The organism is Tissierella praeacuta (assembly GCF_040396155.1).
Classification (GTDB): Bacteria; Bacillota; Clostridia; order Tissierellales; family Tissierellaceae; genus Tissierella; species Tissierella praeacuta_A.
In genome coordinates this window covers 116,830-137,729 of the sequence record NZ_JBEBOY010000004.1, presented here as the reverse complement: position 1 = coordinate 137,729, position 20,900 = coordinate 116,830, and the positions used below count along the sequence as shown (strand labels likewise).

At 28.3% G+C, this 20,900-nt stretch carries 24 protein-coding genes; 3 read left to right on the top strand and 21 right to left on the bottom strand.

Translation table 11 applies throughout. From position 1 onward, the window contains the following. The first annotated feature begins 206 nt into the window (after nt 1-206). A complete protein-coding gene (locus tag ABWP20_RS03665; protein ID WP_353093849.1) occupies nt 207-749 on the top strand; it encodes a hypothetical protein in 543 nt (180 codons plus the stop codon). 49 nt (nt 750-798) lie between these two features. Here the strand turns inward: ABWP20_RS03665 and ABWP20_RS03660 are convergent, their stop codons facing one another. From ABWP20_RS03660 to hepT, 5 genes are all read right to left on the bottom strand, one after another. Further along, a complete protein-coding gene (locus ABWP20_RS03660) occupies nt 799-2,226 on the bottom strand; it encodes an aminopeptidase (RefSeq protein WP_353093847.1) in 1,428 nt (475 codons plus the stop codon). Nucleotides 2,227-2,256: 30 nt separating this feature from the next. Then, nucleotides 2,257-3,498: an aminopeptidase P family protein gene (locus ABWP20_RS03655; protein ID WP_353093845.1), complete on the bottom strand. Its 1,242-nt coding sequence runs from the start codon at nt 3,496-3,498 to the stop codon at nt 2,257-2,259. Nucleotides 3,499-3,723: 225 nt separating this feature from the next. Beyond that, nucleotides 3,724-4,038, bottom strand: coding sequence for a hypothetical protein (locus ABWP20_RS03650; protein ID WP_353093843.1), 315 nt, complete (start codon nt 4,036-4,038; stop codon nt 3,724-3,726). A 159-nt stretch (nt 4,039-4,197) separates the two neighbouring features. Beyond that, complete coding sequence (gene mntA, locus ABWP20_RS03645) at nt 4,198-4,635, bottom strand: type VII toxin-antitoxin system MntA family adenylyltransferase antitoxin (RefSeq protein ID WP_353093841.1); 438 nt, start codon at nt 4,633-4,635, stop codon at nt 4,198-4,200. 2 nt (nt 4,636-4,637) lie between these two features. Then, entirely contained in the window at nt 4,638-5,075 is a 438-nt protein-coding gene (gene hepT / locus ABWP20_RS03640) for a type VII toxin-antitoxin system HepT family RNase toxin (protein ID WP_353093840.1), read from the bottom strand. Nucleotides 5,076-5,281: 206 nt separating this feature from the next. On the opposite strand from hepT, the gene ABWP20_RS03635 reads away from it, so the two are divergent. Next, nucleotides 5,282-6,145: a response regulator gene (locus ABWP20_RS03635; RefSeq protein WP_353093838.1), complete on the top strand. Its 864-nt coding sequence runs from the start codon at nt 5,282-5,284 to the stop codon at nt 6,143-6,145. Further along, complete coding sequence (locus tag ABWP20_RS03630) at nt 6,136-6,594, top strand: chemotaxis protein CheX (protein WP_353093836.1); 459 nt, start codon at nt 6,136-6,138, stop codon at nt 6,592-6,594. The genes ABWP20_RS03635 and ABWP20_RS03630 overlap by 10 nt, the downstream gene beginning before the upstream one ends. Before the next feature lie 47 nt (nt 6,595-6,641). Here ABWP20_RS03630 and ABWP20_RS03625 read toward each other — a convergent pair whose 3' ends face one another. The 16 genes from ABWP20_RS03625 to ABWP20_RS03550 form a co-directional block, all read right to left on the bottom strand. Further along, nucleotides 6,642-6,839: a YjfB family protein gene (locus ABWP20_RS03625; RefSeq protein ID WP_353093834.1), complete on the bottom strand. Its 198-nt coding sequence runs from the start codon at nt 6,837-6,839 to the stop codon at nt 6,642-6,644. 98 nt (nt 6,840-6,937) lie between these two features. Continuing rightward, the gene (locus tag ABWP20_RS03620) at nt 6,938-8,038 is read right to left on the bottom strand and encodes a DUF2920 family protein (RefSeq protein ID WP_353093832.1); all 1,101 of its coding nucleotides are present in this window, start codon (nt 8,036-8,038) and stop codon (nt 6,938-6,940) included. 669 nt (nt 8,039-8,707) lie between these two features. Beyond that, entirely contained in the window at nt 8,708-8,881 is a 174-nt protein-coding gene (locus ABWP20_RS03615) for a hypothetical protein (RefSeq protein ID WP_353093831.1), read from the bottom strand. A 38-nt stretch (nt 8,882-8,919) separates the two neighbouring features. Further along, nucleotides 8,920-9,045, bottom strand: coding sequence for a hypothetical protein (locus ABWP20_RS03610; RefSeq protein ID WP_353093829.1), 126 nt, complete (start codon nt 9,043-9,045; stop codon nt 8,920-8,922). Nucleotides 9,046-9,214: 169 nt separating this feature from the next. Then, nucleotides 9,215-9,427 carry a class I SAM-dependent methyltransferase gene (locus ABWP20_RS03605; RefSeq protein ID WP_353093827.1) on the bottom strand — a complete coding sequence of 71 codons (213 nt, stop codon included), beginning with the start codon at nt 9,425-9,427 and terminating at the stop codon, nt 9,215-9,217. A gap of 128 nt (nt 9,428-9,555) precedes the next feature. After that, nucleotides 9,556-10,581 (bottom strand): lipid II:glycine glycyltransferase FemX, encoded by a 1,026-nt coding sequence (locus tag ABWP20_RS03600; protein WP_353093825.1) that lies wholly within the window; start codon nt 10,579-10,581, stop codon nt 9,556-9,558. Between the two features lie 14 nt (nt 10,582-10,595). After that, nucleotides 10,596-11,096 (bottom strand): GNAT family N-acetyltransferase, encoded by a 501-nt coding sequence (locus ABWP20_RS03595; protein ID WP_353093823.1) that lies wholly within the window; start codon nt 11,094-11,096, stop codon nt 10,596-10,598. Between the two features lie 20 nt (nt 11,097-11,116). Continuing rightward, the gene (locus ABWP20_RS03590) at nt 11,117-12,199 is read right to left on the bottom strand and encodes a PLP-dependent aminotransferase family protein (protein ID WP_353093821.1); all 1,083 of its coding nucleotides are present in this window, start codon (nt 12,197-12,199) and stop codon (nt 11,117-11,119) included. Continuing rightward, on the bottom strand, nt 12,184-13,188 hold the full coding sequence (gene neuB, locus ABWP20_RS03585; RefSeq protein ID WP_353093819.1) for an N-acetylneuraminate synthase: 1,005 nt from the start codon (nt 13,186-13,188) through the stop codon (nt 12,184-12,186). Before neuB ends, ABWP20_RS03590 begins: the two co-directional genes overlap by 16 nt. A 4-nt stretch (nt 13,189-13,192) precedes the next feature. Then, entirely contained in the window at nt 13,193-14,344 is a 1,152-nt protein-coding gene (neuC, locus tag ABWP20_RS03580; RefSeq protein WP_353093817.1) for a UDP-N-acetylglucosamine 2-epimerase, read from the bottom strand. Then, complete coding sequence (locus ABWP20_RS03575; protein WP_353093815.1) at nt 14,341-15,048, bottom strand: acylneuraminate cytidylyltransferase family protein; 708 nt, start codon at nt 15,046-15,048, stop codon at nt 14,341-14,343. The genes neuC and ABWP20_RS03575 overlap by 4 nt, the downstream gene beginning before the upstream one ends. 61 nt (nt 15,049-15,109) lie before the next feature. Further along, nucleotides 15,110-16,159, bottom strand: a complete 1,050-nt coding sequence (locus ABWP20_RS03570) for a nucleotidyltransferase family protein (RefSeq protein WP_353093813.1) — start codon at nt 16,157-16,159, stop codon at nt 15,110-15,112. Nucleotides 16,160-16,170: 11 nt separating this feature from the next. Continuing rightward, nucleotides 16,171-17,340 (bottom strand): LegC family aminotransferase, encoded by a 1,170-nt coding sequence (locus ABWP20_RS03565; RefSeq protein WP_353093811.1) that lies wholly within the window; start codon nt 17,338-17,340, stop codon nt 16,171-16,173. An 11-nt stretch (nt 17,341-17,351) separates the two neighbouring features. Beyond that, nucleotides 17,352-18,332: an NAD-dependent 4,6-dehydratase LegB gene (locus ABWP20_RS03560; RefSeq protein WP_353093809.1), complete on the bottom strand. Its 981-nt coding sequence runs from the start codon at nt 18,330-18,332 to the stop codon at nt 17,352-17,354. After that, the gene (locus ABWP20_RS03555; protein WP_353093807.1) at nt 18,325-20,202 is read right to left on the bottom strand and encodes a motility associated factor glycosyltransferase family protein; all 1,878 of its coding nucleotides are present in this window, start codon (nt 20,200-20,202) and stop codon (nt 18,325-18,327) included. The genes ABWP20_RS03560 and ABWP20_RS03555 overlap by 8 nt, the downstream gene beginning before the upstream one ends. Further along, complete coding sequence (locus ABWP20_RS03550) at nt 20,189-20,815, bottom strand: DUF8042 domain-containing protein (RefSeq protein ID WP_353093805.1); 627 nt, start codon at nt 20,813-20,815, stop codon at nt 20,189-20,191. Before ABWP20_RS03550 ends, ABWP20_RS03555 begins: the two co-directional genes overlap by 14 nt. Nucleotides 20,816-20,900: the final 85 nt, after the last annotated feature.

Genomic DNA, 20,900 nt, shown 5'->3' with positions numbered 1-20,900 from the left:
TTAATAGCTTACTAATGGGGATAGAATTGCCTCCATCACCAAGAGGAAGTAACACACTTTTGCGTGCTGCTTCGCAGCTCGCACTTTATCTTATTATATCATAATAGAATATTGTTATATAAATTAAAGAATATAAGAAATTATCATTTTAACAAATGGTTAATTTTCCCCAGAATATGCCGATAAATATGGTAGAGGTGATGATAATGAAGATTGAAAATATACAATCAACTAAACCTATGGTTCAAACGGAAAAAGTGAAGGAAGAGAAAAAAGAATCAGTAAAATCTGAAGTAAAAGAAACTCCAGCAGCAGTTTATGAAAAAACAGAAAACAAAGAGACATCTCATGTCTATGACAAAAATACAATTACTAAATTAAAAAGAGATAGCCAGCAAGCTCATGCACAGCTATTGAGACTGGTACAGGAAATGCTTAAGCGCCAAGGAAAGACCCTTGATCTACTAGCTGAAGACGAAATCGTAGAAGTAGATGAAATAGCTAGACTAGAGGCACAAGCGCTAATAGGACCTGATGGTCCCCTTGGAGCTGAAGCTGTAAGTCAGAGATTAGTAGACTTTGCCATAGCATTGTCAGGAGGAGATAAATCTAAAGCAGATACACTTAGATCTGCCATTGACCAAGGATTTAAAGAAGCAGAAAAAATACTAGGTGAACTCCCAGAAATATCAAAAGAAACCTATAAATTGACTATGGAAAAATTTGATGCCTGGGTAAATGAAGAATAATAAAATCCGTATCCATTGATTTTTCAATGGATACGGATTTTTATCTTATCTAATCTTTATAGAAAACATTATAGCCTTTATATGTCATATATACATCTGCTTTACTTGCAATTTCATAAGGAGCGTGTACACTTAGTAGAGGTATTCCGCAGTCCACCACTTCCATTCCATAATTTGCAAGTATATAAGCTATTGTTCCGCCACCGCCTTGGTCAACTTTTCCTAGTTCACCCATTTGCCATACTATATTATTATCATTAAATATTTTCCTTATCTTTCCAAGATATTCAGAATTAGCATCATTGCTGCCACCTTTTCCTCTAACTCCAGTATATTTTACTAAAGTTATTCCATTACCTATAAAAGGTGAATTCTTCTTATCTAATACCTCAGGATAATTAGGATCAAAACCAGCCAATGTATCAGCTGAAAGTACACAGGAATTCGCCAATGCCCTTTTCACCATAAGTTCTGAATATTTTTCTTCTGTCATATCTATTAATTCTGAAACCATATTCTCAAAGAATTTTGATTCCATACTTGTATTTCCTACACTTCCTATTTCTTCTTTATCTACAAATAATGCAACAGCTGTTTTATTTGGAGTTTCTATATCTAGTATAGCTTTTAAAGAAGTAAAGACACAAACTCTATCATCCTGTCCATATCCTCCGACCATACCCCTATCTATACCTACATCCCTTGATTTTCCTGCTGGTACTACTTCAAATTCTGCAGTAGTAAAATCTTCTTCCTTTATTCCATATTTTTCATTAAGGATATTAAGTACATTTAATTTAACCTTTTCACTTAAATCTCCATCTTCATAAGGAATACTTCCTATTAAAACATTTAATCCTTCTCCTGTAATTCCTTCATCCATTTTCTTTGCCATTTGATCTTTAGCTAAATGTGGAAGTAAATCAGTTATAAAAAATACTGGATCATTTTCATCTTCCCCTATAACTATATCAAGTTTTTCCCCGTCTGCTTTTATTACAACTCCATGTAAAGCCAGTGGCAATGTTACCCATTGATATTTTTTAATTCCGCCATAATAATGTGTTTTTAATAATGCAAAATCTGAATCTTCATAAAGAGGGCATTGTTTTAAATCTATTCTTGGAGCATCTAAATGTGAGCCAATAATATGTATTCCTTTTTCAAGTTTTTCTTTTCCTAATACAAATAATACAACAGATTTATCCTTATTATTTGCATATATTTTCATTCCAGGAGTAGGTTTAATCCCTTTTTCTCTAATTTCATCTATTGATATATAACCATTTGCAGAAACTATTTTTATTATTTCTCTTGCTGCTTCTCTTTCTGTTTTACCTTTGTCTAGAAAATCTTTATATTCTTCATTTATAGCAAAAGCAGCTTCCTTCTCGCTACTATCTAAGGTCTCCCATACATTTCTCCATTTGTGAGTTAAAGTTTCTTGTAATTTCTTTCCCTTTGATTTGTTATCCATTTTTATCCCTCCAAAAAATTTTATAGTTTTTTATTTATTCATAACTGATTCTATTTCTTCCACAGTCTTTATAATATATTTAGATAGATTTTCACATCCATCCTCTGTTATTAATAAATCATCTTCTATTCTTATTCCTATTCCCTCTTCTTCAATATAAAGACCTGGCTCATTGGTTATAACCATGCCTGGCTTAAGTTCAATATTATACTCTCCTACATCATGGGTATCTGCCCCTAAATAATGGGATACGCCATGGAAATAATATCTTGAAACTTCTTCATCTTCTTTTATTAGTCCTAATTCTTTACATCCTTCTGCCAATACTTTCTTTGCAATTTCATTTAATTCCCTATAGGGAATTCCTGGCTTTGCTCCTTCTTCAACAGCTTTTTGTGCTTTTAATACTATTTCATAAACTTGCTTTTGTCTTTCACTAAACTTACCATTAACAGGGAATGTACGACTTATATCTCCATTATAATATTTGTACTGTGCTCCTAAATCAAATAATATTAAATCACCATTTTGAGCCATGGAATTATTATCAGAATAATGAAGTACAGTAGCATTTTTACCACTGGCAGCAATGGTATCAAAAGCCCTATTAGTTATTCCATTTTTCTTCAAAGTAAAATCAAAATATGCTTCAATTTCATATTCCATCATTCCTGGTTTAATATTATTGACCATATTCATTATGCCTTCATTAGTTATTTCTATTGCCTTTCTAATTAGTTGAATTTCTTCATCTGATTTTATCATTCTTAGCTCTGCAATATCATAATATATATTATTTGTCTGTATATATGGATATTTTTCATTTATCATATTGGCGAAATCCTGAGATTCTGTTATTGATGTCCTGATTTCTTGTCTTTCCAAATCTAAGTATATTTTTTCTATTCTATTTCTGCTTAGAATAGAACTAATGGCTCCTTCAAAATTATCTAAGTATTCAATATCATCTATTCTAGATGCTTCCATTGCTTCTTCAGAAGTAATTGTAGCTCCTATCCATTTTGCCATAATTGGATCTGGTCTTTCTATAAATAATTTTTCCGAAACTTTTCCATCAATTTTGCTCATTAAAAAGATAATTTCTTTCTTATCAATCCCAGTTAAATAATAGAAATTTCTATTTGGTATAAACTGATATAACTCATCAGCAGACTTATATGGTGCCGTGCCTGCAAATAATAGTAAAATACTGTTATTATCTAAACTTTTCTCCAATCTCTGTCTATTTCTCGTAAAAAATTCTTTATCCATATCCCAACCCCCATTATTTACAATTTTGAATAACCTAAATTTGATATTTTATATGTTAACTATATCTTGATTATATGTTAATAAATGGATAAATTCAAATACAACTTTCATTATATAAAAACTTTTCTAAAATTAGTGGAACTAGCCTTATTAGACCTATAATGATTAAATCCAGTAAAAAAGATTAGGCAGAGATTCTACATAATCTTTTTTACTGGATTATTGTTAACTTCTTGTTATATGGAACTTGCTTTTTGTATCTGCTATTTTATCTATAACATTAGCAAAATCTTCTTCATCAATTTTCCTCAATTTGTTCTCTACATAAGAAACATATCCATCTTCCACTAAGCAATTAATACTTTTAAGTGTTACTCCAGTGTCTGTAATGATTTCTAAAATACTAGCATCGGGATGTTTTCTTACATACTCTATGATTAGATCATGCTCCCTTTCAGCCTTTTGAAAACAATCTTCGCAATATGATTTCCCATTTCTATTAAACAATTTACCGCATCTTCTACACATTTCATATGCCATGAAAATCACCTCAAATAAATTATACCATAGAATAAGAAGCAAATCCTTAGATTACAGTCTTTTATAAAATTTCAAACTTAATACCTATTTTTTTGATAAAAAAGAATGTATTTTCTATCATCTTATAATCTAATCTCAAATTATAATTGATTGTGATTATTAAGATTTCATTATTTCTAAAAATCTTTTATGACTATATTTTCTCTGTGTATCTCTAAAATATTCCTTATCCATATACTCTGACATTACTCTTGATTCCAACATTGCCTTAGTATATAGACTTTCCATATAAATTATTTTTCCATATTTTATCACTTGAAATTTTAACACTTCATTTACATTATTTAATATGACTAAATCTATATCTTCTCTTTTAAATATATCTATCAATGCACCAAGTATATTCAACTTAGTATATACATCTATATCACCATTAAGTAAAATAGCTATATCTATATCACTATCTTTTCTGCTATTTCCCTTTGCATATGACCCAAATACATAAATTAAACTTATATCAAATTCTTCAACAAAATTATCAACATAATCTTTAAATATATCTTTTATATCCTGAATATTACTTATAATTGAAATCACTCCTAATAACCTTTATTTTTCATCCAATTATTTACTTCTACAGTGTATTTCATGAAATCATTTATATCATCTTTTAACATATTAAGTATTATTTCTTGATCAATCTTAGTGTAATCATGTACTAAAATATTTCTAAATCCTACCATATTAGCTAACTTTTTAGAAAATTTTCCTGAAACAACTTCTAAGTCTGACATCATCAACATTATTTCTCTATATGTATCTGGCTTTTCTTTATCTGAAACCGATATTATAATATTAGCAATATCTATTATACGTTCTATACAAATCTGGATACCTCTCTCAATTCCCCAATATTTTATCATATCAGATTTTAGATTTTCTAAATTTACATCATATGAAATTTGTTTTAAATATATCAAGTTTTGTTCAAGTTCTTTCAATTTCCTTTTAATTACATCTGAGATATCTTTGGTCATTTCTTTCACTCCTAAGAATAATATCTATTATACTTTATACCTAACTTATTATTTCTATACTATAATGATACCATAGTTCACGATATTGAAACTGCTTAACAATTAAAATTATTCCATAGAAAATAAAATCTGTTAAATTGTCTGATTTGGGTATATATTGGTATATATACTAATATATAGCAGAAAAACTTTTAGGGGTGATTATTTTGGATAAAAAAAGAGTAGTAATAGTTGACGATTCTTATTTCTCAGTTGTACTTATTAAAGATATACTTGAAAATAATGAATTTGAAGTAGTTGGACATGCTGGTTCCCTTGAAGAATTGATTTCAGTAGTATCAGAAGCAAAACCTGATATAGTTACTATGGATGTAACCATGCCTGACACAGATGGATTTGAGTGTACAAAAGAAGTACACAAAATTGATAAAAATATTAAAGTTATAATGATAAGTGCCATGATGGATGATGAGATAGTGAAAAAAGCCAAAGAGTATAAGATCAATGGATATGTTCAAAAGCCCATTGATGAAGAAGAACTTATCTTAGCTATTAACAGAATCATAGAAGATGAAGACCAGTTTAAAATCTTTCAGAATTCATACTTACCTGTATTTAAAGAAACCTTTGCAGATGCATTAAATAAAATGACACAAACTATTCCAAATTTTGGTGCTGAAATTCTTTCAAATGATTTATTAGAATCAAAGGGAATGTCCATAGTCGTTGGTATCATTGGCAAATACTCTGGCAGAATGATATTAGATATGTCTGTTGAAACAGCTAGCATCTTGTCCAGTAAGGCGTTGAGAAGAGAAATTCGTAATTCTAATGAAATTATAGCCACTGTAGGAGAGTTTACAAATATTGTAGCCGGTAATGCCTGTTCTGTGCTGAATAAACAGAATAAAATCCTAGGACTTAGGGTATCTCCTCCTTCAGTATTTTCTGGTGACAGTCTAACTATATCATCTGTAAAATTTAAAACATTTTTACTGAAAATCAATACTGACTTCGGAGAAATGGTGTTAAATATAGGTTTTAGTGGCGGTGATTCACAATGGATGTAAAATACATAAACCCATTCTTAGTATCATTTCAAAATGTAATGCCACAAATAGGGTTTGAAGAAGTTAAAAAAGGAAAAGTAAGTATTAAAGAAGGACATTTAGTTACTAATGGTGTATTAATAATTGTAGGAATTGTAGGAGATTTAAAAGGAAATATTATTTATTCTATAGATGCAGAGCATGCAAAACAAATTGCTTCTAAAATGATGATGGGCATGGAAGTAAGTGAGTTTAATGAGATGGCTCAAAGTGCAATATCTGAGCTTTCTAATATGCTTACAGCCAATGCCAGCACCGAGCTTTCTACTATGAACATAAATATTAATATTTCTACTCCTACTCTTATGTATGGAGATAATATTATGACAAAATTCAACGCACCTAAGCTTTTATGTATAGAACTTCTAGTAGATAATATTCCTATAGAAGTAAATATATCAATTAATTAAACAAATCCCATCTAGTTGAGATGGTAGTCTCAATTAGATGGGGATAATTATAATCTAATATCTATTGCCTTACCTAAATTAGGATTAACTGATTGTTCCATTATCTTAGTATTTACGTCTAGCATTTGAGTTAACTTTACAGCTTGTACTTCTGATGTATCCATTGCCATCTTCATGACTGATATACCTGCTTCTTCTGCTACCTTCATTTGACTTAGTCCCATTGATAATGCTGCTATGTCCATTGGATTGCCTCCTCTACTGTATAATATACTTCTAGAACTTATTCATTAAATCTCGATCATCCTTTTAATTTTTTAGATTATTATCCTTGCAGTTTCACTTATCTTCTCTCCATATGTAAAACAGGAACTATACCACTGTAATCTACTAAATATTTATTTTTATTTGTTTGATAAGTTATATTCTCATTTCTCTTATTTATCCTATTTCCAAACTCGAAATTATGACTGTTTATGACATAGTCAAATAATTCTAAAAAGTCGGCACCTAATCCATGCTCTGTTGATTTAAAAACTTTATTATCTACCTTATTATTATCTATCTCATTATATTCAAATCTTTTAATAATTTTCTTTAATATAACTTTATCCTTATGATTAATTAAATTATCGTTTGTCCCATGGTAACAAATAATCTCACACTGATTCTCTAATTTTTTATATAATGAAGGTAAAAATAGAATATCTTCATCATACTCTAAGCTTTTTGCTAAGTACTCAAATTCAACTGATAATATCGAATTACCATATACACTATTTAAGTATCGATTACTTTTTAAATAAACTGGAAATAGCCATGAAGAATTATCTATCAATAATGAAAACATACTCGGTGCAAATGCATTACATAAATAAGACAGATAGGCTCCATGAGAATGTCCATATAAAATAATCTTATTTTCATTAAAGCAGTATCCATTATCTTTTATAATCTCAATAACACTTATAACAGTACTTATATTATCTATTGCTTGTATTATCCCCATATCATTATAATTATCCAAAGTCTCTTTGAGATTTTCCTTAGCTGATACATTTATATTATTATTACTAGATACCTCCATTAGTCGTGAAAATATATTCTCATCTTTGTATATGTATTCAACTTCTTCTCTTTTGAAATGCTTTCGTAATTGTTCTCTATAAATATTTATAGAAATATTGTTTGCACCTTGCATAAATTCCCAGCCAAAATAGTCACACTGTACTATCACTAAATTATATTTATCTGCGAAGATATTTCTCATTTTTTTATATACATTTGAATTTGCATTTCCACCAAATCCAGCTATTAATAGTAATATTCCTGTGTCTTTATTTATTCCATTATCCGGTTCTGAAAAGTAAACATTCAACTTTCTTTCTTTTAATGTATGTATACTTGGTTGTCCATACATTTCATAATCATATTCCTTTGCCATTTAAACACCTCCTTACAATCTAAATTAAAATATAAATTTGTCCTTTTAATCCTCTTCTTAGATTAATTAACTCTATCTATATCTCATAATCTACTATTACTATTAAAAATTTGATACTATTCTTTCAAGATTAAATATTTTTTAGTTTATATTTACTAGAAAAAGGTCAATCTTTCATATAGTACATTTAAATATTTTATTGAAGTTCGAGTAAATTACAAATTCTATGTTTTCTTCTAAAATCTATTATATTAATCTTATGCTCGTTTATTTTATACGTCTTTCTAACCATTTAATCTGTTAAAATTATTTCATATCAAAATATGGGTTCTTTAATGTATCCTAATTTTAGATCATTTTCTAATAGCTAATTTTATGCTGTAACAATGATTATGGGCTAAAATCTTTGTTCTAAGTCTTACAATAAGACATGGCATAGATTTAGTTAGAACTTTATTAATATTTAGCTATACACATAATTGTGAAAAAGGGCTTTCAATTCGTCTTCTGAGTTTAGAAATATGTTGACTAAACCATTTTGGATTAGGATTTTTAGCATTATCTTTTTTCATAAATATCAACCGAATTCCTTTTTCATTCTTTAAATCTAAAAATAAATGCTTATTGATATATCCTCTATCATCTAAGATAGTTATATCATTATAACTTTCAACTAATATTTAATATCTCTTTCCCGTCACCATTGATATTTAACATGTCTGACTTAATGAAGTATTTTTCATTAATCTCTATAAATCTAAAATTACTTTCTAATATGTTAATTCTTAATTTCCCCAAATCTTGTATATTTCCTTTTACTTCTAAATACGATTTTTTACTCACAATGCCCTTTTCTCAATTTTATTAATTAAATTACTCTCTTATTTTTCAGCTTGTATAATAAAATAAGAGATCATGTCTTTACCTCCAAAGTCAGTTCTCCTTATTGTATCAATTTTTAATTCCTTGAAACCTGCATCAGTCCAAAGTTTTTCTAATTCTTCCATGGTGAAAAAATGTGCTGTCCCCCTATTAGCCAGTGGTCCATTAACTATTTCTTTATAAGTATTTTCTTTTATCCTTCCCCCTAACTTATAGCCCGTTGTTTCTGTATTAAAAAGTCCAGTAGAAAAAACAGTCCTCCTTTCTTTAGCAATCTATTTATTTCTTTTAATATTAATTTAATATTGTCTGTACTATTAGCATATACAACTGCACATCAATTATCGCGTCAAAATAACTATCCTTATATCCTGTATTTGATGCATCTGCCACAGAAATCGTTCCTTTAAGATTTTCCTCATATAACCTTACTTTAGTTTTTTCAACTGCTGATATTGAGCCATCAAATCCATAAGTATCAAAACCCGCTTTACACTCGAAGTTCAAAACTTTAGTACTAAATTAAGTTTCTAGTTACAAACCTTATCACATCCTCTGATATATACTCACTTCATTCGCCACTGCTATAAGTTTTCTCTCATCTATTATCAAATATTGCCAACTTATCCTCCTACTTAATATCTATACTGTAATAGCATAGTTGCCTTTTTATTATTTCTATTTTCCCATTCATTTATTAAATATGAATATATTTCTTTATCATGTATTCTCTTTCCTATATAAAAATCTGCGTATTGTTTTGAAAATCTACTTTTGAATTTAAATAAATTATCATCTAAACTGTCTGTTAATCCACCACCAAAATGCATTATTTTGTATTCATTATCTACAGCATATTTTATAGCTTCCCATATCAACAAATTATTTGGCGAAAACTTTAATTCATCTTTTAAACTTCCTGCTAAATGGTAATGAAAATAATCTCCATATCCCATAAATATGGCTATTGCTATAACCTTATTTTCTCTTTTTACACTTAATAACATACAATTATTATTTTCTTTTATACTTTCATAATATTTATCATCAAAATAATAATAATCATTAGCATCTACTTTATCCATTGTTTGCTTATAAATTAATTTAAACATTTTATAATCGTTATTAATTTCAACATGAAGACCATTTTTCATTGCCTTTTTTATAACATTTCTGTTTTTACTATTTATATCTTCTTTCCATATTTTATTTATCCCCTTGGTTAAATCTAGAAATACTGTATTTCTATTATGTATTACTTGTATTTTTCTTTTAAATATTCTTTCGTTTTTAATAAGTGGGTGAAATCTTATAAACTCAGCAACAATATAGTTTTCTTTACAAAATTCAACGAAAGATTCTTCAAAATTATTTAAAAAGTACTCATCTTGACAATTAGTTATTGGCCCACCATATCCATAGGCTGTTTCTATATCATAGTAATCCCTAGGTAAATCGTAATTTGTTACTCTATTTAATATAAATGGATACATTGCTATTTTATTATCTTCATAATAAACAAACAATTTAGCAATGCCGTCCCCATTTATCTCATCTAACTCATAATATTCTGATGTGAAATATATATCTTCCAGATTTAAAGGCATTTTACTTAAATATTGATTCCATTCACAGCTATCTGTATTTAAAATGCGGTACATCGTCTCTCTCACCTTTATGTTATTTTATATACATATTTTTTCATTTTCTTATATTGATTTGATCCTTCTAAAAAAACTTCTTTTGTTTCTTTAGTTTCATAATATCCATTTTTTAATACATTTTTTATTGAACCTATATTTTCTTCAAATATCCATCCGTGTACTTCATTGATAAACTTTAATTGATTTTTAGTATAATCTAATGCAAATTTTATTATCTTTGTGCCAATTCCCTTACCTTTGTATTCTGAATTAACGCCATGTCCAGTCTCTATAATATCATTATTTCCTACAATATCTAAATATAAATATCCAATTGGTTCATCTAATTTATCATATTTAGCTATAAACATAATTCTATCTTTTCTTTTTAATTGCATCGTAAACCACTTTCGTAAATTAGCTTTGTCAGGTTTCTCATCATAGCCTGTCCAATAAACATTCTCTTTATCACTCCGTAAAATATAAAAATCCTCAAAGTCTTCCTCACTACATTTTTTAAAAATCAGCCTCATATAATGAATACCTCCGATTACTATTTTACAAACCTATAGAAATTAAATATAGTATCTGTAATCCTATTCATATCTTTCAAATTATATCTCCAATCAATTGGTATAGATAATATAGATTTTGATATTCTAATACTTTTGGGAAAATCTAATATCCATCTTTCTCCAGTTATATCCCAATGCACTGGACAATAAATATTATATTTTCTAAGTTCATTTCTTATAAAACCCCTATCATTTATAAGTATTGGAAAAGCTAATGGAGCATTGTCTTCTATTTGATTTGTATTAAATAATACCTTTACTTTATTACATTCTTTTAATTTATCATATATGAAATTATAATTATCTCTTCTTTCTTTCTTTAACTTATGAAAATCTATATGACTTAAATTTTGTTTTGATATCTCATCTATTCCATTTATTGTATTCCTTTTATAATACCATTTTTCTGTCTCTATAAATTTATTTAAAAAGTTCTCTTCTTCTCCTATATGTTTCTTAATATATTGCGTTTTTTTTATCCTAGCTTCTAAAACTAATTTATAATATTTATCTTTTTCGATTTTAAAGTTTGAATTAATTTTAGAGTCACAAATCACCATACTCCCATCATATGGAAAAAATTTTCTATAACTATTAAACACATAGTTACCTATAAACTTATTTAACTTTTTAAACCATAACATTTGAACTGCATCTTCTATCAAAAGTATCCCTTTTTCCTTAATGTCTTTAAAATATGTTATCGTTTCTTCATTATGATAAAATCCAAAGTAATTAATAAAATATAATACTTTTACATTAAACTTTTTAATTAATTCTTTTACATCTTCAATATTTATACTTAAATCTTCATTTATCTCATAAAACAACATACTAATATTTTTCTTCTCAAACTTATATAGTATTGTAGGACATAGGTATGAAGGCATAAGTATATATTCGTTCTCTTTTAAATCTATATCTTGAAGTATAAATTCAATAGCACTCTGTCCTCCATTTAATAATATAGAATTAGTTTCATTAAAATTATCTATATTCTTATTTATGATTGCATTATCAAACCAAAATTCCCCACCTATAGGTTTTATATATCCTTCCATTGTATAACCTCATCTTTTGATAAATCTCTTTTTAATTCTCTTCCTATTAATATATAAGCTAATTCTGGCTTTATTCCATATCCCGGCCTTTTATAAGTAAGCATATCTTCTTCTATTATAGTTCCTTTTTTCAAGTCTTTTGATGCTAAAATGCTTCTTCTAGCATCATTCATGATAAGTCTTTCTTTATTTGTAGGCCTTTTAATTCCATCTCCTAATAACTTTTCAGTGTTCCTAATATATCTGACATATTCCTTAAATTTTTCTGGAGGCATAGACGCCTTATGATCTGGCCCTTTCATTCCTCTATCTAATGTAATATGTTTTTCTATAAACTCCGCTCCTAAGGTAGTAGCTGATATCGCAGCTTCAAATCCTAAAGTATGATCAGATAGCCCCACCGGAATTTTAAAAGCTTCTCTCATAGTAATCATAGCTTTTAAATTTACCTCTTCCACTGCTGTAGGATAATCTGATGTGCAATGCATTAATTTAATATTTTTATTTCCAGTGGAATAAAAAACTTCTAATGCCTTTTCTATTTCCCCTAAAGTGCTCATTCCCGTAGATAAGATGATAAGTTTTCCTGTATTACCTATTTCCTTTAAAAAATTAAGATTAGTTACTTCAGTTGAACCCACTTTAATAAAAGGAACACCAAGGTTTACTAAATAGTTTAAACTTTCAAAGCCATCTGGTGTAGATACAAAGATTATTTCTTTTATATCACAGTACTCTTTTATTTCTTTAAAATCTTCAAAAGGTAACTCTAGTTTTTTAATCATTTCTAATTGGGATTCTTGTGTTTTATCATTTTCCTTCTGATATTGTGCTTTTTCCGCAAAAATTCCTGTGCTTTCTTCTGCTTTAAAGGTTTGAAATTTGATAGCATCTGCTCCACACTCCTTTGCCACATCTACAAGTTTTTTTGCTAAATTAATATTTCCATTATGATTAACTCCAGCTTCTGCTATTATAAATACCGACATTTTATCAACCCCATATCAGTTTCTTTTTTAATAGTTTATCATTAATTTCAATGTTTTCTAATACATTTACGATTTCTTCACTTGTATTTCCTTCACCATAAAGGCTCCTAATATGTTTAACTTTTTCTTTAAATTCATCAGTTAACACTCTATTTATAGCCTCTATTATATCCTCGTATTCATTATTACAAGAAATAATATTTTCTGCCATCATTCTTCCTTTTTGTCTATTCCCAATGTTTACTACAGGTATCTTTAAATATGGAGCTTCTACTAAAGCACTAGAAGAATTTCCAACTACAGCTCCACAATGTTTCATGACACTTAAATATTTCAATAATCCTAGACTTTTAAATAAATATACATTTGAGTTTATTTTCTTAAACTCCTCTAGTTTTTTTATTATATAATCCCCACCATTATCTGCATTAGGATAAGTAATTATCATCTGTTTATTTACTTTATTTAAGGCTTTAATTAAGTTTTCTATTTGAAATGGCAATAATTCTATTTCTAATGTAACAGGGTGATAAGTTATAAGTAATGTATCTCTATCTACTTCTACTTTTAATTGCTCTTTTAATTCTTCCTTACTTAGTAATTTGGTAAACTTGATATTTTCTATTCCTGGATCTCCTACATCAAATACTCTCCAGGGTTCTTCTCCCATTGCAATTATATTTTTAGCATATGCTTCAGCTCCTGGAAAATGTATATGAGCCATCTTCGTTATTGAATGTCTTATTTGCTCATCTATAGCACCTTCAGTAATTTCCCCTCCTGATATATGGCCCATAGGGATATTCATAGCCATCGCTACTGAAGCTACAGCAAATACTTCATATCTATCGCCTAATAAAAGTAATATATCTGGTTTTATTCTTTCAAAAGTCTGCGAAATTTGAATCATTAAAAGTCCCATTTCTTTTGCTACACCATCTTTATTACTGTTTTTCATTAATATAGGTATTGTATCTTCTATTTCGAAACCGTCATCAATAATCTCTTTTACAGTATAGCCATATTCCTTAGACAAATGTGTTCCTGTAACAACTAGCTGAAGTCTTAAATTTTTATTTTCTTTTATTTTATTTAATGTATTTTTAAGTAATCCATATTCAGCTCTTGTACCTGTTACTACTGCTATCCTTCTCATATCCTTTCACGTTCTTTCATTAAAATTTCCGCAATTTTAAAATCAGTTATAGTGTCAATATCAATAGAGTCTTCATTAGACATTATATATCCAGTAATATTCTCGGTCTCAAAAGATTTTATATCCATAAGAATATCTGTTTTTATTATATATATTGCTCCATTATATCTATAGACTTTGGGCAAGTCCTGTCTTCGAGTAATATTTTTACCTTCCTCTATAAAATATTTTAATTTATCTTTTTCAAAAACATTTGTCCAATACGGATTAACTTCTACTTCACACACTGAGATAATACCGTCAAAGTCTGTGTATAATAGTTTTTCTATAGCCCCATCTATATCTTCATAGGTTCTTAATGGTGATGTACATTGAAGTAAACATATATAATCTGGCAAATAATTTTCCTTTTCTTTTAGATAGTTTATGATGTGTATAATAGAATCTATAGTAGGTGATGTATCTTTAGCTAATTCTTTAGGCCTTAAACAAGGTACCTCTCCATTAAACTGTCTGGAAATCTTTACTATTTCTTCATCATCCGTAGATACTATTACTCGATTTAGATATTTTGATTTTTTTGCTTCCATTAACGTATGTCCTATTAGAGGTATACCATTCAATAGCCTTATATTTTTTCTAGGTACTCCTTTTGATCCTCCACGAGCGGGTATAATTGCTAAGAAACCTTTATCCTTAATCACGTTTATCACCTATAATTTAATATTTATACTTTCCCTTGATATTGAGATATATATTATACTATTATTTAACCCCTAACCTTTCAAGCATAATTTCCATTTCTTTAAACTGTCCCATATCAAGCCAAGCCCCTTCACTTACAGGATATATCCCTATCTTTTCACCTTTATTGATATAATGATTTATTAAATCTGTTATATGAAAAAACTTATTTTCTGGAATATCATTAATTACTTCTGGTTCTAATATATACATACCAGTATTCACTAAAAAATCATATTCTGGTTTTTCTATCATTCTTTTTACATCACTATCTCCATTTATTTGAATTACCCCATAGGGAATTGTATAATGCTTAAGTGAAGTAATTAGGGTAATCTTTGTTTTATGTTCTTTGTGATATTTAAGCATATCTGAATAATTTCCTTCTATTAAAATATCACAATTACTTACAAAAAAAGTATCCTTTATCTTCTCCTTCAATAAGTATAAGCTCCCTACTGTACCCAATGGTTTATCTTCTTCTATATAATCTATTTTATATGTCTTTTCTATTTCATTAAAATATGCCTTTATCATGTTTTTCTTGTAATTAACTGTCATGTAAAAATCATTGCATCCATATTCATTAAACCTATTTATAATTCTCTCTACTATTGGAATATCTCCTATAGGTATAAGAGGTTTTGGCAATATTTTTGTGTATGGATCTAGCCGAGTACCTTTTCCACCAGCCATTACTACTACTGGATTATCCATCTTATTAAATTTGAATTTTCTATTAAAATTATCATTCCAAAACATAATGTCTATTACTTCTTTTTTTCTATTTAGGACAGGTATAGCTTCTATACTGTATTCTTTAAGAACCTTCTTTGCGTTTTTTATATTTTCTTCAAATATATACTTTGGTGACTTTATCATGATTAATCTAACAGGTTCATTTAGATTACCACTCTTCAGTATCCATCTTCTAATATCTCCATCTGTAAGCACACCTATTAGCTTATTACTTTCTACTACTAACAGTATTTTCTTCGCTGTCTCATCCAATTTTTTTAATGCTTCTTTAATTGATAAATCTTGATTTATAAATAAATCTTGTATGTTCAAAGGGATTCCCCCTATCTTTCTAATTCTTTCAGTACATTACAAATATATTTTACGTCCTCTTTTGCAAGGCTTGTACTACAAGGAATATTTAATATTCTTTCTATATAGTAGCTGGCTTTTTCTATTCTATATGATTGATTTTTTCTATACGGTTTTTGCTCATGAATTAATCCCCATATTGGCCTTGTTTGAATTTTATTTTCATTTAATTTTTTTAATAGCTCATCTCTACTAAGTCCATATTCTTCTTTATCTATTAGTAAAGAGTAAAACCAATGATTTGATCTGGTATTTTTATTAAATTCAAGAATTGATAGCCCTTCTAATTTATCGATTTCTCGTTTGTATAGATTATAATTCTCTGTTTTTATTTTAACATAATCTTCTAATTGCTCTAATTGAGCAACTCCTAGAGCTGCTTGTAAATTTATCATCCTGTAATTGAATCCTATTTCATCATGAATATAATATAATTCATCATCTTTGGCTTGAGTAGATAAGTATTTAGCTTTATCAGCCAATTCATTATTCTTGGCTACTAACATTCCTCCTCCGCCAGTAGTCATTATCTTGTTTCCATTAAATGAATATACCCCAAAGTCGCCTATAGTTCCTGCGAACTTGTCTTTATATTTACCCTCTGTACAATATGTTCCCAAGGCCTCCGTAGAATCTTCTATTACCTTTAGCTTATACCTTTCAGCCATATCTATAAGTCTTTCCATGATTACCATATTCCCGAATACATGAACTATAACTAAAGCTTTGATTATTCTACCTGTTTTCTTATTGATTAATTTATCTTCTATCAGATTACATTCTTTACTACAAAACTCTTCAAGCTTGTCCAAATCCATATTTAATGTATCATCACAATCCATAAATATTGGTTCTGCTCCTAAGTACTTTACTGGATTAACTGCTGCAATAAATGTAAGAGTAGGGACTATTACTTCATCACCATACTCTACACCTGAAAGCCTTAAAGCTAGATGAAGTCCTGCTGTACCAGATTGACATGCAACAGCTTTTTCAACTTTTAAATACTCAGCAATATTTTTTTCAAACTCATTTATATATCCTCCACCGGTAGACACCCATTCTTCTTCTACTGCCTTTGTTACATATTCTAATTCTTTTCCCTTTAAATTTGGTACTGATAATGGGATAAACTTGCTCATTTATATCGCTCCTAAATATTATATATATCAATTTTATATTTATCTAAGTTATTTCGTATCCATTCTATTGTCTCAGCTAACCCTTGTTTTAAGGTATAGCTTGACCTCCAATTAGTCATTCTTTTTATCTTTTCATTAGAACCTAATAACCTATTAACTTCTGACTTTTCTGGTCTTAGCCTTTCTTCTTCACATATTATCCTTGCATTAGGATTAATTTGATTAATCATTTCTTGTGCAAGCTCTCCTATTGCTATCTCTTGCTGTGTTGCAATATTTATTTCTTCTCCTATTGTATTAATAGATTTTGCTATATCAATAAATCCTTGTACTGTATCTTTTACATAATTAAAATCTCTTGTCGGAGTTAATGAACCTAGCTTAATCTCCTTTTTTCCTGCTAATAGCTGTGTAATTATGGTAGGTATAACTGCTCTAGCTGATTGCCTTGGGCCATAGGTATTAAAAGGTCTAACTATTGTAATAGGCATATCAAAGCTTCTATAAAATGATTCTGCTATTCTATCAGCACCAATCTTTGTTGCTGAATAGGGAGATTGTCCTTGAAATGGATGTTTTTCATCTATTGGCACATATTGGGCTGTACCATATACCTCTGATGTAGAAGTAACTAGTATCCTAGATGTATCTAAATCCCTTGCTGCTTGCAACACATTCAATGTCCCTTTTATATTTGTATCTACATATGAATCTGGTGAGTGATAACTGAATGGTATAGCTATTAAAGCTGCTAAATGATATACCTCATCTATACCCTTCATAGATTCTTTAACTCCATTTGGATCTCTAATATCTCCTATAAACACTTCTATTTCATTAAGAATTTCTTTATGGAGTGTATCAAGCCATCCCCATGTGTTGAAGGAATTATAATATGCAAAAGCACGTATTTTATGCCCTTCTTCAACTAGCTTTTCTACTAAGTGACTACCTATAAAACCATCAGCTCCAGTTACTAACATTTTAGACATCAATTTCACCTTCTATAATATCTTCATTAATATATTCTAATATATTATCTTTCATTTTTTCATAAATAGGTTTTATTAATTCTATATCTAATCTACATCTATCAATGAACCCTTTATAACTATTTAATAAATCCATATGTCTCTTATACAAATCTTTTTCCAACTTAGAAATTTTCACCGCATCTGCAAGTAACTTATGTTGTACTCTATTCATTTGAAGAATAAAAGTAGTGAAAAAGCTATTGGATTCTAGAGCCATAATACTTATATCTAATTTATTGTACATAATATCAAGCTGCTTAAAGTTTCTATTTCTAACTAGATTAAATATTTTTTCTAAACTTATATTATATTCTCTTATCCATCTATATGCATCATCTAGAGCTAAATCCATAGATTCAACCTTTTCTCTTAATCTTTGTTTATTATAATTAGTTTTATCTCCTTCAAGCCACTCAGCTTGCACGACCTTTTCCACTAAAATATCACTCATTATATTCTTTAATTCTCTAAATTCAGCACCATGTATCTTAGCTCCACCTTTAGTAGTATTTATTACTCTTCCCTTTTTCATGGTGTTAATATATAGTTCCATTTGAGATCGCATCCTATTAAATCCATCATTAGTCTGTATTTGCTTGCCATATACATCTTCTACCCATAATGCATTTTTAAGTTCTTCTTCTGTTAGTTCCTTCCCATATTCTATTCCTTTTGAATATTGAGATGTTCCTAAATACCCTAAATTTTGACCAACTAAGATAATCGGACTAAAGGCTAAGTTTGCCAATAGTTGCAATGTAACAACAGCTATACTGGGCGCATCTAAAACTATATCTACTTCAGTATCTTCATTAGATTCTAAATAATAATTTGCTATTTTATCTTGCGAAGTTACCATATGATACTTTTTGCCTGGATAATTCTCTAATGTTTCAAATCCAACGCTAGTTCCAAATATTAGCGGAATTTCTTTTATATTATTTTCCTTCACTTTCTTAAATACTTTCTGATTTAATTCTGTTGGATCATAGGTAGTGGCTACATCTGGATAAATGCCATTATGTATAAGAGTATTTATGGCTGAACCTACACTAAAAATATATGCTAATCCATTCTCCTTGATATACCTAATATTTTCTATTTCTTCATTCAAAGATGGTCCAGCCGCTACTATTATAGCTGGTTTGTTTAAAAACTCTCCTTTTTTCTCTATTAAAATATTTGGAGTCAATAATACCTCCTTGAAATTCATCATACTATTTATTATCCAACGTCTTTGGAAAGAGTAATCAGTAGCTAAACTACTTCTCTTTCCTTTTACTATATCTAAAAATATTTTTGTAAACTCTTTATATTCATCTTGAAAATTTTGTTTATGAGAAGGTAAGTCTATTATTATAGTTTCATCCCTATTTAGTTCTACAAATTTACTAATATCATCATCTATATTTTCTAAGCCAATACTTATACCTACTAAATTATTATAATTAGATTTCGTTAAATTTATATTTGATAAAAATTCTTTCATCAATTCTGGTATAGGCTCAAATATATAAAATTTATTTTTAGGTTTCATTTTAGTGAATAAATCTATATGATATCCCAACCCTGTTCCATAGAATATAATTTTAGTAGTATCGTCTATCTCTTTGTATTCTTCGATTATCTTCTCTGACTCCTTTATTGGATCGTACTTACTATGAAAATATATCTTCTTATCTTCCTTATTTAATATAAGGGTCTTATATCCTTTTTTCGTTTCATCAATATGGAACAAATCATTTTCTCTATCTTCTAATGGTTTTAATTTATTCCATATAGTTGGATATTTATCTCTTAAAAAATTTATATTATCAATTAAAATCATTTAAAACATCCTTTCTACCCATTAACTGAATTAATTGCTCTTCCATTTCTTCAAATTTAGGTAAAATTTCATAAGAAAGCATATCCCCAATCAATACTAAATCCTTGTTTAATAATGCTTCCTCCAATTCATTTAGTATCTCTTGCAATGAAAAAACCTCTTGTGCATAAAGATTCCATTGTTCATAACTTGGAACTACATCTTTTAATCTTGCATCTTGATCAATTGACGAAAATGTATTTATTATCCAAATGACGCCACCTAGTAAATCATTTAAATCATTCCATACTTCTTTTTCTACATTCTTATAAAATTTATTTGCTAATTCTTGGACTTTTTTTGGTATTTCTCCAAGGTATTCTATTGTAGATATCAATATATCATAAACTAATTCTTTATATGTTTGAACTACTACTTCTACCTTTTCTATTACTCTAATATTATCTAAAAAATAATCATAATAAGATTCGTATATTTCTAAATCATCTATTATCATATGACTAAGTAGTTTTGATGATTTATCAATTATATTATCTATTTCATTAAATATCTTATCAATTTCATTCTTGTTATTCTCATATTCTAGAATTTGATCTTCTATATAAATTTTCAACCTAATGCCCCCATTCTTTTATCTCTATTATATTATCGACATAATCTGCTATTTATTTATATAATATCTCATTTTAAGTTATTAT

Excerpts from the sequence above, each read along its gene's own strand:
- ABWP20_RS03595 (WP_353093823.1), bottom strand. The coding sequence starts at position 11,096 with ATGAGGCTGATTTTTAAAAAATGTAGTGAGGAAGACTTTGAGGATTTT.
- ABWP20_RS03620 (WP_353093832.1), bottom strand. The coding sequence starts at position 8,038 with ATGGCAAAGGAATATGATTATGAAATGTATGGACAACCAAGTATACAT.
- ABWP20_RS03555 (WP_353093807.1), bottom strand. The coding sequence starts at position 20,202 with ATGATTTTAATTGATAATATAAATTTTTTAAGAGATAAATATCCAACT.
- ABWP20_RS03665 (WP_353093849.1), top strand. The coding sequence starts at position 207 with ATGAAGATTGAAAATATACAATCAACTAAACCTATGGTTCAAACGGAA.
- ABWP20_RS03565 (WP_353093811.1), bottom strand. The coding sequence starts at position 17,340 with ATGAGCAAGTTTATCCCATTATCAGTACCAAATTTAAAGGGAAAAGAA.
- ABWP20_RS03660 (WP_353093847.1), bottom strand. The coding sequence starts at position 2,226 with ATGGATAACAAATCAAAGGGAAAGAAATTACAAGAAACTTTAACTCAC.
- ABWP20_RS03625 (WP_353093834.1), bottom strand. The coding sequence starts at position 6,839 with ATGGACATAGCAGCATTATCAATGGGACTAAGTCAAATGAAGGTAGCA.
- neuB (WP_353093819.1), bottom strand. The coding sequence starts at position 13,188 with ATGTCGGTATTTATAATAGCAGAAGCTGGAGTTAATCATAATGGAAAT.
- ABWP20_RS03610 (WP_353093829.1), bottom strand. The coding sequence starts at position 9,045 with ATGGAAGAATTAGAAAAACTTTGGACTGATGCAGGTTTCAAGGAATTA.
- hepT (WP_353093840.1), bottom strand. The coding sequence starts at position 5,075 with ATGACCAAAGATATCTCAGATGTAATTAAAAGGAAATTGAAAGAACTT.
- ABWP20_RS03590 (WP_353093821.1), bottom strand. The coding sequence starts at position 12,199 with ATGGAAGGATATATAAAACCTATAGGTGGGGAATTTTGGTTTGATAAT.
- ABWP20_RS03630 (WP_353093836.1), top strand. The coding sequence starts at position 6,136 with ATGGATGTAAAATACATAAACCCATTCTTAGTATCATTTCAAAATGTA.
- ABWP20_RS03655 (WP_353093845.1), bottom strand. The coding sequence starts at position 3,498 with ATGGATAAAGAATTTTTTACGAGAAATAGACAGAGATTGGAGAAAAGT.
- neuC (WP_353093817.1), bottom strand. The coding sequence starts at position 14,344 with ATGAGAAGGATAGCAGTAGTAACAGGTACAAGAGCTGAATATGGATTA.
- ABWP20_RS03560 (WP_353093809.1), bottom strand. The coding sequence starts at position 18,332 with ATGTCTAAAATGTTAGTAACTGGAGCTGATGGTTTTATAGGTAGTCAC.
- ABWP20_RS03650 (WP_353093843.1), bottom strand. The coding sequence starts at position 4,038 with ATGGCATATGAAATGTGTAGAAGATGCGGTAAATTGTTTAATAGAAAT.
- ABWP20_RS03600 (WP_353093825.1), bottom strand. The coding sequence starts at position 10,581 with ATGTACCGCATTTTAAATACAGATAGCTGTGAATGGAATCAATATTTA.